Annotated in this window: 12 protein-coding genes and 2 pseudogenes; 5 read left to right on the top strand and 9 right to left on the bottom strand. The window is 63.8% G+C overall.

All coding sequences use genetic code 11. From position 1 onward, the window contains the following. Nucleotides 1-33: 33 nt before the first annotated feature. Nucleotides 34-1,530: an MDR family MFS transporter gene (locus tag N551_RS0107880; protein ID WP_027566494.1), complete on the bottom strand. Its 1,497-nt coding sequence runs from the start codon at nucleotides 1,528-1,530 to the stop codon at nucleotides 34-36. Next, nucleotides 1,527-2,672 carry an HlyD family secretion protein gene (locus tag N551_RS0107875; RefSeq protein ID WP_027566493.1) on the bottom strand — a complete coding sequence of 382 codons (1,146 nt, stop codon included), beginning with the start codon at nucleotides 2,670-2,672 and terminating at the stop codon, nucleotides 1,527-1,529. Before N551_RS0107875 ends, N551_RS0107880 begins: the two co-directional genes overlap by 4 nt. A gap of 143 nt (nucleotides 2,673-2,815) precedes the next feature. On the opposite strand from N551_RS0107875, the gene N551_RS0107870 reads away from it, so the two are divergent. Further along, entirely contained in the window at nucleotides 2,816-3,448 is a 633-nt protein-coding gene (locus N551_RS0107870; RefSeq protein WP_027566492.1) for a TetR/AcrR family transcriptional regulator, read from the top strand. Between the two features lie 49 nt (nucleotides 3,449-3,497). On the opposite strand, the gene msrA is transcribed toward N551_RS0107870, so the two are convergent. From msrA to N551_RS0107835, 7 genes are all read right to left on the bottom strand, one after another. Beyond that, nucleotides 3,498-4,013, bottom strand: a complete 516-nt coding sequence (msrA, locus tag N551_RS0107865) for a peptide-methionine (S)-S-oxide reductase MsrA (protein WP_027566491.1) — start codon at nucleotides 4,011-4,013, stop codon at nucleotides 3,498-3,500. Nucleotides 4,014-4,042: 29 nt separating this feature from the next. After that, nucleotides 4,043-4,483 carry a cupin domain-containing protein gene (locus tag N551_RS0107860; protein WP_035961161.1) on the bottom strand — a complete coding sequence of 147 codons (441 nt, stop codon included), beginning with the start codon at nucleotides 4,481-4,483 and terminating at the stop codon, nucleotides 4,043-4,045. A gap of 25 nt (nucleotides 4,484-4,508) precedes the next feature. Next, complete coding sequence (locus tag N551_RS0107855; RefSeq protein ID WP_027566489.1) at nucleotides 4,509-4,931, bottom strand: OsmC family protein; 423 nt, start codon at nucleotides 4,929-4,931, stop codon at nucleotides 4,509-4,511. 109 nt (nucleotides 4,932-5,040) lie between these two features. Further along, nucleotides 5,041-5,889 (bottom strand): enoyl-CoA hydratase/isomerase family protein, encoded by an 849-nt coding sequence (locus N551_RS0107850; RefSeq protein WP_027566488.1) that lies wholly within the window; start codon nucleotides 5,887-5,889, stop codon nucleotides 5,041-5,043. 61 nt (nucleotides 5,890-5,950) lie between these two features. Then, nucleotides 5,951-7,264: an epoxide hydrolase family protein gene (locus N551_RS0107845; protein WP_027566487.1), complete on the bottom strand. Its 1,314-nt coding sequence runs from the start codon at nucleotides 7,262-7,264 to the stop codon at nucleotides 5,951-5,953. 259 nt (nucleotides 7,265-7,523) lie between these two features. Continuing rightward, on the bottom strand, nucleotides 7,524-8,249 hold the full coding sequence (locus N551_RS0107840) for a VOC family protein (protein WP_027566486.1): 726 nt from the start codon (nucleotides 8,247-8,249) through the stop codon (nucleotides 7,524-7,526). Nucleotides 8,250-8,282: 33 nt separating this feature from the next. After that, nucleotides 8,283-8,954, bottom strand: a complete 672-nt coding sequence (locus N551_RS0107835; protein WP_027566485.1) for a sensor histidine kinase — start codon at nucleotides 8,952-8,954, stop codon at nucleotides 8,283-8,285. 335 nt (nucleotides 8,955-9,289) lie between these two features. On the opposite strand from N551_RS0107835, the pseudogene N551_RS35235 reads away from it, so the two are divergent. The 4 genes and pseudogenes from N551_RS35235 to N551_RS0107815 all read left to right on the top strand — a co-directional run bounded on the left by N551_RS35235 (nucleotide 9,290) and on the right by N551_RS0107815 (nucleotide 14,935). Next, nucleotides 9,290-12,125, top strand: a pseudogene (locus N551_RS35235) (winged helix-turn-helix domain-containing protein). Nucleotides 12,126-12,243: 118 nt separating this feature from the next. Then, the gene (locus tag N551_RS0107825) at nucleotides 12,244-12,951 is read left to right on the top strand and encodes a hypothetical protein (protein ID WP_027566484.1); all 708 of its coding nucleotides are present in this window, start codon (nucleotides 12,244-12,246) and stop codon (nucleotides 12,949-12,951) included. A gap of 185 nt (nucleotides 12,952-13,136) precedes the next feature. After that, nucleotides 13,137-13,837: pseudogene (locus tag N551_RS35230) on the top strand (type 1 glutamine amidotransferase domain-containing protein). A gap of 141 nt (nucleotides 13,838-13,978) precedes the next feature. Further along, complete coding sequence (locus N551_RS0107815) at nucleotides 13,979-14,935, top strand: alpha/beta fold hydrolase (RefSeq protein ID WP_027566483.1); 957 nt, start codon at nucleotides 13,979-13,981, stop codon at nucleotides 14,933-14,935. Nucleotides 14,936-14,977 lie beyond the last annotated feature (42 nt).

Here is a 14,977-nt window from a genome sequence, read left to right as displayed (position 1 = left end):
TGACGATGCGATGTCGTTCCACGGCTCCAGGCGTTAACCGGTAGGCCGCGGCTTACGGAGAAAAAACACGAGCGGAATCACGACGAGCATGGCGAACATCAGGATCTCGAACTGGTCGATGACCGCGACGGTCGCCGCCTGACGCGTGACCATGCCGTTGAGGGCCGCAAGGCCCGGCTTGCCGACCGAACCCCCGACATAAGCGGCGACACGATAGGGCGTGAGATTCTTTGCGAGTGCGGCGTGCACAGCCTGCGTGTTGGCGTAGAAGAAGAGCTGGACGACCGCGATGCCAATGGTGCTGCCATAGAGGCGTGACAGATTGATCAACGCGCTGCCTTCCGGGCGGAGCTTCGGGTCGAGCGTACCGAACGCGGCCCTGGCGAGCGCGGGCAGCAACATGCCGAGACCCGCTCCCTGGAGCAGGCCGGCCTCGACCACCGGCCGCCAATTCATCGCCGGCGAATAGCCTAGCATCAGCCAGTTGGCATAGACCACCAGCGTCATTCCACCCACGAGGAACGGCCGGTAGTCGATCTGCGCGGGGACCAGGCTCGTCAGCACCAGCGCTCCCACCAGTGCGACGCCGCGCGGAACAGTCATGTATCCGGTGGTGTCGACGGGGTAGTTGAGCAATTCCTCCAGCATCGGGGACGTCAGGGCCAGGGTCGGCAGCAGCACGAAGCCAAGCGCGAAGGAGATGACCGTCGAGAGCACGAGATTGCGGTCCCTGAACAGCGCCGTGCGGAGAAAGTGCTCCTTTGTCGTCATGACGTGCACGATGAAGAGATAGAAGCCGAGCACGGAGGCGCCCGCCTCGATCCAGATTTCCGTCGAGGCAAACCATTCGAGGCGCTCCCCGCGGTCGAGCAACATCTGCAACCCGATCACGCCGACGGAGAACGTCGTCAGGCCGAAGAAGTCGAAGGGCTGGCTCCGCTCGGCCCGCTTCTCGCCGAGCAGCTGAGCCATCGTCAGGAAAATGAAGCCCGTCATCGGCAGGCTGAAATAGAAGATCGCGGGCCAGCCGTAATATTCACTGAGCCAACCGCCAATGGCTGGGCCGCTGCTGATGCCGAGCAGGGAGCAGACGGTCCACGCCAGGCTCATGCGCGCATGTCGCACCGGCGATGTCGCCTCGAGCAGGATCGCCAGCGAGAGCGGCGCCAGCGGTCCGCTCGCCGCGCCCTGGAGGATTCGCGCCAGCACGAACTGGATCGAGGTCGTCGCCAGTGTATCGAGGGCGAGACCCAACACGAAAATCGTGACGGCGGCCTGATAGACCACTTTCCGGCCGTAGCGTCCCGCCAGCCATTGCGTGATCGACATTGTCACGGCGCTCGCAGCGATATAAGAGGAAAACACCCAGCCGACCTCGTCATTGGCCATCGAGAGCGTCGCCTGAATATGAGGTAGCGCCGCGTTCGGTATCGAAATGTTGACGGCCTGCATGTAGGTCGCCATGAGGGCGGCCGCGGCGATCGCGTGACGACCACCGGGCGCCGTGGTCGATGGAAGGGGCGTACTCATTTTCCCTCCGTTGCGCGCGCGGGTTGGAGCAGATGTGCCCAGCTGCGGCGATGGCCGGTATCAACCCGCGCCGTCACGCTGATGCCCGAGAACAGCGGCCGGCTTGGATCGAGATCGTCGAGTTCCAGGCGCACCGCCAATCGCTGGACGACCTTGACCCAGTTTCCCGTCGCATTCTCGGGCGGCAGGAGCGAGAAGTCCGATCCGGTGCCGGGACTCATGCTGACGATATGCGCCCTGAACTTGCGATCCGGATAGGCATCGACGTCGATCGTCGCCTCCTGCCCTGGACGCATATGATTGAGACCGGTCTCGCGAAAATTCGCCTCGACCCAGACGTGCCGGCTCGACAGCAGCGAGAACGTCGGTGCCCCGGCATTGACGAAGCCGCCGATCTGGAGATCGTCCACCTTGGTCACGATGCCGTCCTCGGGCGCCGTCACGGTGGCATAGGAGAGATCGAGCCGCGCACGGTCGAGCTGTGCCCTGGCCGCGCGAACGGTCGGATGGCGATCGATGTCGATGTCGGCATCGCCATTGAGGGCAACGATTGTATTGGCGACCTGCTGTTCGATCGACACCATGCGGTGGCGAGCGACCTTCATGTCCGTCTCGGCCCGCTCGTAGACCGCGCGCGGCGTGAAGTCGGAGGCAACCAGCATCTTCTTGCGATCGAACTCGCGCTCGTCGAAGGCAGCAGATTCTTTGGCCGATTGCAGCTCCGCCAGCTGCTGACGATGGGTCGCCTTGAGGGATTCGATCTGGAGCCGCGCACTTCCGAGGCGCGCCTCGGCCTCGTCGACGGCAATTTCATAAGGCTCCGGGTCGATGCGAAACAGCACCTGGCCCCGCCGGACGCGCTGATTGTCACGCACGGCGATCTCGACCGCCTGGCCGGAAACCCGGGCATTGATGGTCACCTTGGCGGCGCGAACGAATGCGTCGTCGGTCGAGACATATTGCTCCTGCGCCAGATAGATGAAGGCGCCGACCACGGCCACCGCCATCGGCAGCGCGAGCATCAGCGGCCGTCGCAGCCGCTTGCCGAGCCCTGTCCCGAACCATTGCGCGGCGGCCTCGCTCGGGCGGAAGCTGTTGCGATCACCAAGCCCGCCGGCGATTGGCGCAAAATCGAAACGCATCGGAATATCCTCGGGTTCAACTCATTTAATAACAATCGTTACAAATATTGTACTCCGACGTGGCGATCAAGGGCGCGACCTTGATTTTTATAACGGTCCATACAAATATATGTGTGGAACGTGGCAACCGGGATTCTGACGACATGGCACGGAAAAAGAGCGAAACGAGCCCGGCCCGCCGGGGACGGCCACCGGCCTACGACGCAGAGACGGCCTTGAAGCGGGCAACGGAAACGTTCTGGAGGACGGGCTATTCCGGTACCTCCCTGGACAAGGTCGCTGCGGCGACCGGCATGAGTCCGCCGAGCCTCTACGCAGTGTTCGGCAACAAGCATGCGCTCTATCTCGAGGCGCTCGCGCGTTATTGGGAGATCAGCCTGGCCGCGACGCGTGAGGCTCTCGCCGGGGACCATCCCTTGGACGAAGCGCTGATGCTGGCCTATGACGCGGCGCTGTCGATCTATTTTTCCGGCAAGGGAGCCGCGCGCGGCTGCTTCGTGGTGGGGACGGCGGTGACCGAAGTCGCAGAAGATGCCGCGATCCGGAGCAGCGTCGCGGCGGGACTGCGCATGATAGATGCCGATTTCGAAGCCCGCTTCCGCCTCGCGCAGGACAAGGGCGAGCTGAAGCGCGACGCCGATCCGGCGGCGCTTGCCATTCTCGCTTCAGCCACGATGCACACCATTGCCATTCGCGCCCGTGCCGGCGCCCGCCGCTCCGAGCTGAGGGAGATGGCCCGAAAAGCGGTCGATGTGCTCTGCGGATCCCGGCGATGATCTCGCGGTTTTCGAGCATGGCTCTCCCCGGCAATAACGACGACCAGCTTTAGCCTGCCGCTGCAGCCCCGCGCCGCGGCAGCTTCCAGTCGGGGCGGAGGAAGTGGCAAGTGTAGCCGTCCGGATAACGTTCGAGATAATCCTGATGCTCCGGCTCGGCTTCCCAGAACTCGCCGGCGGGCGCGACCTCGGTCACGACCTTGCCAGGCCAGAGACCGGACGCCTCGACGTCTGCAATCGTGTCCTTTGCGATCCGCTTCTGTTCGTCGCTCGTATAGAAGATCGCCGAGCGATAGCTCGTGCCCAAATCATTGCCCTGGCGGTTGAGCGTGGTCGGATCGTGGATCTGGAAGAAGAACTCCAGCATGGTCCGGAAGCTGGTCTTGGCGGGATCGAAGGTGATCTCGATCGCTTCAGCATGACCTTCATGATTGCGGTAGGTGGCATTCTTCACCGTGCCGCCGGTGTAGCCGACACGGGTGGAGATCACGCCCGGCTGCTTGCGGATCAAATCCTGCATGCCCCAGAAGCAGCCTCCGGCCAGAATTGCGCGTTCCGTTGTCATTCGATGCTCCATCCGTTTAGCTAAGATGCTTACCGCTGTTCTGCGATGGCACGCAGGCGCGGGTCATCATGATCGTCGTGATACTCCAGGCCCAATGGGCCGATGGCTGAAACCTGCGTGACGTATTCGCCGGACTTCGCCCAATGAAAATGCCAGGTCTCGCCGGGCAGCACGATAACACTGCCCGGCGGATAAGCCTTCACTTTGTCGCCATCAAAGCTTTCGCCGAGCCCGATGTAGAACACACCCGACATGACTGTGTAGATGCGGTCCTCCGGATGCTTGTGCGGCATCAGCCTGGTGCCGCCGGGCACTTTCACCCGGACTACGTAAGGCCCGGGTTCACTGGGGTCGCCAACCATGACGGCCTGCCGCGCGCCCGGCGGGAATGCCGGAAACGGCTGCCATGCGATATCCTCGGGCAGGATCGCCCGGAACCTGTCTTCGTCCGGCTGATGTTGGCGGGGCATGACAGCAGTCCTGGTGTGTGCTGAGCTAGATGAGCTTGGCGTCGAGCGTGATCGCGGCATTGAGCACCTTCGACACCGGACAGTTCTTCTCGGCTTCGCCGGCGATCTTGGCGAAACCTGCGTCATCGAGGTTCGGCACCTTGGCACGCAACGTCAGCGCCGATTTGCTGATCTTGAAACCCTTGCCTTCAGGTTCGAGCGTGACCGCGGCTTCTGTCGAGAGTTCGTCCGGCGTGAAGCCGGCCAGTTGCAGGCCGAAGGCCAGTGCCATGGTGAAGCAACCGGCATGGGCCGCAGCGATCAACTCCTCGGGATTGGTGCCCTTCTCGTTCTCAAAGCGGGTCTTGAACGAATAAGGCGTCGCGGCGAGCACGCCGGATTCGCTCGACAGTTGACCAGTGCCATCGCGACCGGTGCCTTTCCAGACTGCTGTTGCCTTGCGGATCATCTCAATTCTCCATGTTTGATTTCAGCACCGGGGCTCGGTACCGGACGAAAGCGACATTGGCACGACCACCTGTCGCCGTTCCGCCCGGCCGAACGCCGCAGCGGTTCCGTTAGGCGCCGATCTGTCCGACGTGGAAGCCGAGCCGGTTCTCGACGTCACCGGCGCGGTGGAAGCCGCGCGACATCAGCGCCTTGATGCGGGTCTGACTCGCGGGGCGGCGGAGCGAGGCCAGAAACGCGTCCCATTCCGGCTTGATCTCGACATCCGGCGGCAGGCTCGCGACGTCGACGAGGCGCTTGGTCTCGGCAATCGCCTCCTTGTCGAAGGACGCGACACGCATAGCCAGCGCCTCGACGAAGCCGTCGAGCTCGGCATCCGGCAGCGACCGGTTCACATAGCCGTAACGTTCGGCGAGATCGCCGTGGATATCATCGGCGCCGAGCAGAACTTCGAGCGCGCGGCCGCGGCCCATCAGGCGCGGCAACCGCGCCATCGGCCCGCCGCCGGGCACCAGGCCCGCACCGACTTCCCATTGCGACAGAATCGCCTTTTCGCGGCTGGCAAAGCGCATGTCGCTCGCGAGCGCCAGCTCGCTGCCGACGCCGGTCGCGCGGCCCCGGATCGAGGCAATCGAGACGACCGGCGCGCGGCTGAGACGCACCAGCATGTCGGGCAGCGCCTGCAGGCCGGTCGGCCCGGGCGGGATACGAAGCGAATCCTCCAGCGGCGCGAGGAAGTCGTAATGCGTGATGAAGAAGCCTTCGACGGCGCTGTCGAACACCACGACCTTCACCTCAGGATCGGTCTCGATCGCCGTGACGACGTCGTCGAGAAGCGGAAGCTGCTTGGGGCCGAAGATATTCACCGGGGGCATGTCGAAGGTGACGCGCCAGTACGACGGCAGGCGACGTTCCAAGCGGATTTGGTCCGTCGTGAAAGTGCGTTCGGGGCGGTTCATGATTGCATTCCTGTCTGTGGGGAAAGAAGGGAACGCGCGGAAGTGCGCGTCCCCGCAGTTCTCAGATCGACTGACGCAGTGGTCGGAAGGCGGTGCGCATTTCCGCGGAGAACAATGCGGGCTGCTCCCAGGCGGCGAAGTGGCCGCCCTTGTCGAGGCGGTTGTAGTGCATCAGCTTCGGATAGGCCTTCTCGGTCCAGCTGCGCGGCGCGGCGTAGATCTCGTCCGGGAAGACGCTGACGGCGACCGGGATCTTGATGTGCTTGGGCTCGAAGAATGCCAGCTTGTTCTCCCAGTACAGCCGCGCCGAGGACACCGCGGTGTTGGTGAACCAGTAGAGCGTGATGTTGTCGATCACGTCGTCCCGCGACAGCCCTTCCGTCTTGCCCGCGAACACCCGGGCGATCATCGCGGTGCTGCGCGCATCATGATCGAGCATCCAGGACGCGAGACCCGCCGGCGAATCCACCAGGCCATAGAGGGTCTGCGGCCGGTTGGACATCTCGATCGCGTAGCCGAGACCGTGCTTGTAGAAGTCATCGAGCTGATCGTAAGCGTAGCGCTCGTCGGCCGAGAGGTTCGACGGCCGCGATCCGCCGGGCTGAAGCGCCTTGGCGATGTCGTCCGGAACGGTCGCGGGCATGTTGGTGTGGATGCCGAGCAGTTCCGGCGGCGCGATCACCGCCATCTGCTCCGTCACGGCATTGCCCCAATCGCCGCCTTGCGCGACATAGCGGTTGTAGCCGAGCCGTTTCATCAGCACGATCCAGGCGCGCGCGACGCGCTGAGGGTCCCAGCCCAGCTCCGTCGGCTTGCCGGAGAAACCGTGGCCCGGGAGCGAAGGGATCACGAGATCAAAAGCGTCCGCCGCCTTCGCGCCATGTGCGGTGGGGTCGGTGAGCGGGCCAACGATCTTCATCTGCTCGATGATCGAACCGGGCCAGCCATGCGTGACGATCATCGGCAGCGCGTTTTCGTGACGCGAGCGAACGTGAATGAAGTGGATGTCGACGCCGTCAATCTCCGTGACGAATTGCGGCAAGGCATTCAGCCGCGCCTCCATCTTGCGCCAATCGTAGTCGTTCTGCCAGTAGATCACGAGCTGCAGCACCGTCGCCAGCTGCACGCCCTGTGATTGATCGGCGACCATCTCGCGATCGGGCCAGCGCGTCGCCGCGAGACGGCGGCGGAGATCTAGCAAATCCTGCTCGGGCACGCTGACGTGGAACGGGCGAACCGCCCCGCTCACGCCCGCCTTCGCGGAATGCAGCGGCAGCAGGCTCGATACGCTTGCGGCAACCGCGGTCATCGCGGCCTGGCCGAGCAGTTGACGGCGGTCTGGATTGAGAATGTCGATACGTGCTTGCGTTGTCATGTTCGATCTCCCTGGCTTTGGTCGGTGACGTTGACCGAATTCGACATCAACGCCTCGGCTCGTCATGCACAGAGATTGGCGCAGGCCCTGGCAATTTGCTCGTTATGGGTTGTTAGACCGCGTTAGCCGTTGCGAGCCGCGCCGAGCAGGGCAAGCGGCGATCCGCGATGCGCACCGCCAAAGCAACACGGCGCGCGATGAGCTCAGTCATCGCGCGCCGTGTCGGCTTGCATCAGTCGAAGAATCTGTGCTGTCCAGCTCAGGATGGCAGCGGCTGGCCCGCCTGCTCGCGGACGATGTAATCGGCGTACCAATCGGCCCAGTTCTCGTCGTGCCCGCCGGTCCGCTTCTCGTGCTCGCCATGTGCCGCCGCCGCGCGGCGCAGTGCTGCGGCCAGCGCAGTCTGCGAAGCGAATGTCGTGCCGCCGCCCGCGATCCGTCCCGGCACTCGCGTCGTGACCTCCTGGAACAACCAGCCATTGCCGTCGGGATCGCTGAACGACGCATATGAGCCGTAGCTGCCGCGCTTCGGGTCAGCACCGCTCACCCGAACGCTGCCGGAGAGATAAGGCTCGTCGGTCCCGGCGTGAACATCGCCGGCACTGTGGAATGGAGCGCTGACCTCGACGCCGCGGTCGAGCAGATCCGTTCGCGCCGCCTCCAGATCGGAGACGATCAGGTACAAGCCTCGCGCCGAGCCCGGCGCTGCCGCCGTCACGTTCCTGCCGAAGATCACCGAGCAGGCCGAACCCGGCGGCGTGAACTGGATCACGCGCCAGTCATCGCCGGAGGCAAAATCGGCGTCCAGTCGCCAACCGAGACGCGCGTAGAAGGCCTTGGCGCGATCGACATCGGACACCGGGATCACGATCACCTCGAGCCGCTGATCGACGCTAGGCGATGTCGAAGGCGTCTTCGCAGACTTGTTGGAAGGCTTGTTGGAAAGCTTGGCCGCGGCGTCGCGGTCGATTTCGGTAGTGGCCATGTCGAACTCCCTGGGTTGGATCTAAGACGAGCTTCAAGCAGCTGTGATCGGCATCAGGATGGTTACGCGTGTGCCGTCTTCTCCGGCCTCGCCCTGCAGCCGGGCGTGAATGCTGCGTGCGAGTCCTTCGAGAATCCGGCTGCCGGTGCCCTGAAGCGGCCCGGTCGCGCCGATCCCGTTATCTGTTACGGTGCAGAACCAGGCGCCGTCGCGATTGGCCAAGTCGATGCGGATCAGTGCGTCGTTCCTGTTCGGGAAGGCGTGCTTGGCCGCGTTCGTCACCAGCTCCGTCAGCATCAGCGCAAGCCGATGGCATTGCGACGCCGGCAGCGTCCCGCTTTCGATCGCAGCCTCGCAGCGGATGCCTGCCGGCTCCAGCACGGCCTCGGAAATCGCTCCGCACAGGTTTTCGAAGAAGGCCGCGACCGGGATCGCCGTATGGTCGTCATTGTCGGACAAGAGCTGATAGAGCCTGCCGAAGGCGACGATGCGCCGCTCGAGCCGGTCCGCTGCAAGCGACACGTCCCTGGTACCCGTTCTGGTGAAATCGCGGCGGACTGACGCACCGAGTATCGTCAGCGTGTTCTTCATCCGATGGTGGGATTCCCGCAGCACGAGCTCCCAGTCACGCGACTGATCGTCAAGACTAGCCACAAATTGAGATCGAACGACGTGGTCATTCGGCCGAGCATCGATACCGGACATCGTAGCCTCCCCGTTGGAATTAACGCCAAACTCGGAACGGATACTGGATGCAGTTCGTGCGCATTGCTCGTTAGACGTTGCAAGATTCTGTTATGATAGCGGTACGACGACGGGCACTCCGAGCGTGAGCTGGTCGGTCAAGCACGCTGCCGGGTTGTCCCGATCGCTTCGCAAGATGCTCGCGTTTGAGTACAATTTGCGACGGATCGTCGCGCGCGACCGGCCAATTGCCGGCACCCTCCACGCGATTTCGCCACTTTCGACCAGTTTACTCAGGGTTCCCTTCTGGTAGATCAAAGTGCAGAGTTCAGCTCTTTCACTGGAATGATTGGCACGTGCCGGACACCAACGACCAGGATTCGGCCATTGCTTTCGGGCCATTCCGGCTGTTCGCAAAGACGCGGCTGCTCGAGAAGGACGGCGCCCCTGTTCACCTCGGCGGCCGCGCACTCGATATCCTCGTTTTTCTCGCCGAGCGCGCCGGCGAGGTCGTGGACAAGCGTGAGTTGATCCGGCGGGTCTGGGCCGACGTGAACGTGGACGAAGGCAGCCTGCGCTTTCACATCACGACGCTGCGCAAGGCCTTGGGCGATCCGGGCGAAGGCTCCCGCTACGTCGTCAACGTCCCCGGACGAGGTTATTGCTTCACGGCCGCGCTGCTCCAGGCCGCCCCGTCGGAGAGCCGGACCCGCCTGCCCGTTGCTGCGCCGCGCTCGCTGCCCTCGCCGCTGGCGAGGATGATCGGGCGGGACGATGCAGTCGAGAGAATTTCCGCCGAGCTTGCCTTGCATCGCTTCGTCACGATCGTCGGCCCCGGCGGAATCGGCAAGACTTCGGTGGCACTGGCGGTCGCGCATCGCGAGCTCCAGGCCTTCGACGGCCAGGTGTGTTTTGTCGATTTCGGCGCACTGAGGGAGACCCGGCTCGTTACGGGAACGATTGCGGCCGCGCTGGGCCTGACAGTCAATTCCGACGACCCGATGCCGGGGTTGCTGACATTCCTGCGCAGCCGGCGGATGCTGCTGGTCTTCGACAGTTGCGAGCACATCCTCGACGATCTCGCCCCTCTGGCCGAGCGCATCGTCCGGGAAGGGGGCGAGCTGCATATTCTCGCCACCAGCCGCGAATCTTTCCGCGCCGAAGGTGAGCGTGTCCATCGGCTATTTCCATTGGATTGCCCGCCACAGCGCGACGGGCTCGGCATCGCCGACATCCTTGCCTATCCTGCAACTCAGCTCTTCGTGGAACGCATCGCAGAGAGCCTGAGCGAGTTCGAGCTCAGCGAAGAGGATGCGCCGCTCGTCGCCGATATCTGCCGTCGGCTGGACGGCATCGCGCTCGCCATCGAGCTCGCCGCCGGGCGTGTGAATGCCTATGGCATCGCCGGGACCGCCTCTCTGCTCGACAGCCGTTTCTCGCTGCTGTGGCGCGGGCGGCGCACCGCTGTGCCGCGGCACCACACCCTGAGTGCGGCACTCGCCTGGAGCTATGATTTGCTGCCGGCAACCGAAAGCGCAACGCTGCGCGGATTGTCGGCATTCGTCGGGCCATTCACCCTGGAAGCCGCGCTTGCGGTCGCATCCTGTCAGGGCATTGGCGAAGCAGAAGCCGCCGAGGCGATCTCCAATCTGCTTTCCAAATCGCTGATCGCGACCTCGCCTGCGGAGCGGCGGCTGCGCTATCGCCTGCTCGACACCACACGTGCCTTCGTCGCGGAGAAGCTCGTCGAGAACGGCGAAGCGGACCGCGTCGCACGCGCCCACGCCGAGTATTTTCGCGACTTCCTGCGCGACATCGCGCTCCAATCCACGGGCATGCAGAGTGCCGGCGGCTTTCTTCCCTATGCCGACCACCTGCCCAATGTCCGGGCCGCGCTGAACTGGAGCTTTTCGGACGGCGGGGACCGAACGATCGGCGTGGATCTGGCGGCGTCAGCGGCCCAGTTCTTCCTTGAGCTGACATTGCTGACGGAATGCTACCGCTGGACCCAGCAGGCGCTGGCGTCCCTCGACGCGAGCGCGGAGGATGGCCGCAATGAAATGATCTTGCAGGCCGCGCTCGGCGTCTCCGCGATGTTCACGCAAGGCAATACCGAAGCGGTCCGCTCGGCATTCACGCGCAGTCTCCAGCTTGCGCGGGAGCTCCAGGATTTGCACTGGCAGCTCTGGCTGCTGCGCGATCTACCTCACCAGGGTCGGGGATTTTCACGGAGCACTCGGAATCGGTGAACAGGGCGAAAGCGTCGCGCGGAAGCTGAACGATCCCGCCAGCACGCTGAACGTCGAATGGATGTTGGGGGTCGCCCATCATTTAATCGGCAACCAGGACAAGGCAGTGCAGCTCTGCGAGAGCGCGATGTTGCATAATCCCGGCTCGCAGCGGCTGAATATCGGGCATCTCGGCTATGACGACCGCATCGTCGCACTGGTGGCGCTGGCACGCGGGCTTTGGCTCACCGGCCGGCCCGATCGTGCGATCGAGGCGTCGCGATACACCATTCGCGAAGCCGAGCTGCTCGAACAGCCGCTTACTCTCGGTATTTCCTTGATCTGGACCATCTACGTGTTCCTGTGGGTCGGCGATCTGGCCAATGCGGAAATCCTGATCGAGCGGCTGATCGATCATTCCGCGCGGCACTTCCTCGGGCCCTATCACGCGGTCGGCATCGGCCAGAAGGGTGAGCTGCTGCTTCGCCGCGGCGACATCGCCGCCGGCATCGAGCACCTCCGCCGCAGCCAGGCCACGCTGTACGCGACGCGACACCGGATCATGACGACGGTGTTTGCGACTGCGCTCGCTGAGGGTCTCGCCTTCCAGAACCAGGCCGGCGAAGCCTTGCAGACCGTCAATGATGCCATCGCCGAGATTCCCGATCATGGCGAATCCTTCGACATGCCGGAGATGCTCAGGGTCAAGGGCGACATCCTCGCCCGGTCGGGCAAGGCCGCGGAGGCCGAAAGCTGCTTCCGGGACTCGCTCGATCTGTCACGTCGCCAATGCGCGCTCGGCTGGGAGCTGCGGGGGGCCATCAGTCTCGGTCGGGTCTGGCGCCAAGCTGGTAAAGCCCGAGACGCCCGCGCCCTGCTCGCTCCGCTCGTCGCACGATACCAGGAGGGCCTCCAGACCCGTGATCTCGTCGCCGCCAGGGAGCTCCTTACGGCGCTGAATTGAGAGTATCTTCAATGGGATACCGCAAGGCTATCCGCTCGCAACTCCTAACAAATTCTAACACGCCAAGCCGCATCCGCCCCGCCATGGTGGTGACGCTTCATGGTGGATATGGCGGGACATGGCGCTTCTTGACGATGTAATTGATGCCAGCGGCGGAATGGCCCGCTGGAATAGCTTGAGCCGGTTCACGCTTCACCTCTCCGTCGCCGGAACGCTGTTCTCCAGCACCGGACATGCCAGCGAATTCAAGGACGTGACGGCGGAGGGCTCGACCCGCACGCAGTCGGTCCGCTTCACCGGCATCACCGGAGGCGAACACTCTGGCTCTTTTCAACCTGACGCGATCACGATCGAAAGCCTCGAGGGTGAGATCCTCAGGACCTGGCCCAATCCGAGCCTTGCGTTCACCGAGACCGGTTCGCCCGCGCTCGCGGACGAACTGCATCTCGTCTTCTTCTGCGGCGTCGCGATCTGGAATTATCTGACCAATCCATTCCTGCTCGCCCATCCCGACGTGGTGGTGGAGGAACTGCCGCCGTGGCAGGAGAACAACGAGTCATGGCGGCGGTTGCGGGCGCAGTTCCCGCCGGGCCTGATCACGCTCGCGCCCGAGCAGACCTTCTATTTCGACGACAACGCGTTGCAGCGGCGGACCGATCACGATCTGTTCGGCATGAAAGTCGCGCATTACTCCTGGGCCCATGACAGCTTCGGCGGCATCGTGGTGCCGACGCTCCGACGCGCGCAGACGCTGCGGCCCGACGGAACCGTGGTCGCCAAGCCCGTGCTGATGGACGTCGAGATCTTTGACGCCGTCTTCGAGTAGCGGCACGCGCGACATCTCCGTGCTCTCAACGTCTAACAATACATAACGCGCCAACAGCCGGCCTTGAGTGCAGATTGGGATCGCGAGCAACGAACGACGTGACGTGCTCGGACGAGATTCAGCTCGGCGCATCTCCACCGCAATGGAGTGCGTCATCGCCGCAAACGCACTCAAGGAGAACGGTCATGAAAATATTGATGGTCATCACTTCGCACGACCAGCTCGGCAACACCGGGCGCAAGACGGGCTTCTGGCTCGAGGAGCTCGCCGCCCCTTATTTCGTCTTTAAGGATTCCGGGGCCGAGATCACCCTCGCCTCGCCGAAGGGTGGCCGTCCGCCGCTCGACCCCAAGAGCAACGAGCCCGAATTTCGCACCGACCTGACGCCGCGCTTCGAAGCCGACGCCGACGCGGAAGCCCAGCTCGACAGGACGGTTCGCCTCGACAGCGTCAAGCAGGAAGATTTCGACACCGTCTTCTACCCAGGCGGTCACGGCCCGATGTGGGACCTCGCCGAGGACAAGGACTCGGTCAAGCTCATCGAATCCTTCCTTGCCGCCGGCAAGACAGTCGCGTCGTGTGCCACTCGACTGGCGCGCTGCGCCACGTCAAGGCGCCCGACGGCAAGCCACTGGTCCAGGACAAGGAGGTGACCGGTTTCACCAACGGTGAAGAGGAGGACGTCGGCCTCACCAAGGTGGTGCCTTTCCTGGTCGAAGATGAAATGCTGAAGCTCGGCGCAGTCTTCTCGAAAACGGCAAACTGGGGCGTTCACGTCGTCACCGACGACCTCTTGATCACGGGCCAGAACCCGCACTCCTCGGGTCCAGCCGCGCAGGCCCTGCTGGCCGCCCTGAAGGGCAAGCCGCTGGCACGCGCTTCGTAGTTCCCGGATGCGGCACATCACGAGAGGTGCCCGCAATCGGGCCTCTCGACGCCGACAGGCCGGAGGCATGCCCCGCAGCAAGCGCAATGTCCCGCACTTGCGACACATCTTCACGCCACATGCTGGATTCGGAGCGATGACATGAACATCCCAATCACTCTTGCCCTATCAGCCGCTTTGGCCTGCGCGACCGTGCAGGTCTCGGCGCAGGATCTGCGATCGAGCCGGCGCTCGATCAGCTATCACAAGGTCGACATCCGCGGCCTCGAGATCTTCTACCGCGAGGCCGGGCCCGCCGACGCTCCGACGGTGCTGCTGCTTCACGGGTTTCCCTCGTCGTCGCGGATGTGGGAATCTCTGATGCCGCTGCTCGCCGACAAATATCATCTGATCGCGCCGGACTATCCCGGTTTCGGCAACAGCAGCGCGCCGCTGCCGTCCGATTTCAACTATACGTTCGACAACATCGCCGCCGCAATGGGCGAGCTCACAACGAAGTTCGGCCTCACGGGCTACGTCTTGTTCATGCAGGACTATGGAGGTCCTGTCGGCTTCCGCATGGCGCTGGCGCATCCCGAACGCGTTCGCGCCATCATCATCCAGAACGCGGTTTCGCACGAGCAGGGGCTGAGCCCGCTGTGGAATGCGCGCAGGAAGTACTGGGCCGATCCGGCACGCGAGCTCGAGGCGCTCAAGGCCAACTTCACATCCCTGGAGGCGACGCGTCAGCGGCATCTCGGCTCCAGTCCGCGTCCCGAGCGCTACGACCCCGACGCCTGGATCGACGAATACGCGTTCCTGACGCGTCCCGGCCAGGCCGAGATTCAGACCACGCTGTTCCTGGATTACCGGACCAACGTCGCCTCCTATTCGAAGTGGCAGGCTTGGTTGCGCCAGACGCGGCCACCGACGCTGGTGGTCTGGGGCAAATACGATCCGTCCTTCACTGTCGCAGGCGCGACGTCCTATCGCGACGATGTGCCGGATGCCGAGGTTCACATCCTCGAAGCCGGCCACTTCGCGCTAGATGAAGCCACCGACGAGATCGCTACGCTTGTCCGCGACTTCCTGGCGCGGCTGGGTGGACACAAGGGTTGAGCACTGGTGGCGCGCTCAGCAGCGAGAAGGGCACGGTCGTGT

This window comes from Bradyrhizobium sp. URHA0013 (assembly GCF_000518345.1).
In the GTDB taxonomy this organism is placed as follows: domain Bacteria; phylum Pseudomonadota; class Alphaproteobacteria; order Rhizobiales; family Xanthobacteraceae; genus Bradyrhizobium.
Note: the sequence above shows the minus strand (reverse complement) of the source record. Positions and strands in the feature narration are given on the sequence as shown.

What these genes read in the sequence shown, in the direction of transcription:
- N551_RS0107845 (WP_027566487.1), bottom strand. Translation starts at nt 7,264, where the DNA reads ATGACAACGCAAGCACGTATCGACATTCTCAATCCAGACCGCCGTCAA.
- N551_RS0107860 (WP_035961161.1), bottom strand. Translation starts at nt 4,483, where the DNA reads ATGCCCCGCCAACATCAGCCGGACGAAGACAGGTTCCGGGCGATCCTG.
- N551_RS0107835 (WP_027566485.1), bottom strand. Translation starts at nt 8,954, where the DNA reads ATGTCCGGTATCGATGCTCGGCCGAATGACCACGTCGTTCGATCTCAA.
- N551_RS0107875 (WP_027566493.1), bottom strand. Translation starts at nt 2,672, where the DNA reads ATGCGTTTCGATTTTGCGCCAATCGCCGGCGGGCTTGGTGATCGCAAC.
- N551_RS0107880 (WP_027566494.1), bottom strand. Translation starts at nt 1,530, where the DNA reads ATGAGTACGCCCCTTCCATCGACCACGGCGCCCGGTGGTCGTCACGCG.
- N551_RS0107870 (WP_027566492.1), top strand. Translation starts at nt 2,816, where the DNA reads ATGGCACGGAAAAAGAGCGAAACGAGCCCGGCCCGCCGGGGACGGCCA.
- N551_RS0107850 (WP_027566488.1), bottom strand. Translation starts at nt 5,889, where the DNA reads ATGAACCGCCCCGAACGCACTTTCACGACGGACCAAATCCGCTTGGAA.
- N551_RS0107825 (WP_027566484.1), top strand. Translation starts at nt 12,244, where the DNA reads ATGGCGCTTCTTGACGATGTAATTGATGCCAGCGGCGGAATGGCCCGC.
- msrA (WP_027566491.1), bottom strand. Translation starts at nt 4,013, where the DNA reads ATGACAACGGAACGCGCAATTCTGGCCGGAGGCTGCTTCTGGGGCATG.
- N551_RS0107855 (WP_027566489.1), bottom strand. Translation starts at nt 4,931, where the DNA reads ATGATCCGCAAGGCAACAGCAGTCTGGAAAGGCACCGGTCGCGATGGC.
- N551_RS0107840 (WP_027566486.1), bottom strand. Translation starts at nt 8,249, where the DNA reads ATGGCCACTACCGAAATCGACCGCGACGCCGCGGCCAAGCTTTCCAAC.
- N551_RS0107815 (WP_027566483.1), top strand. Translation starts at nt 13,979, where the DNA reads ATGAACATCCCAATCACTCTTGCCCTATCAGCCGCTTTGGCCTGCGCG.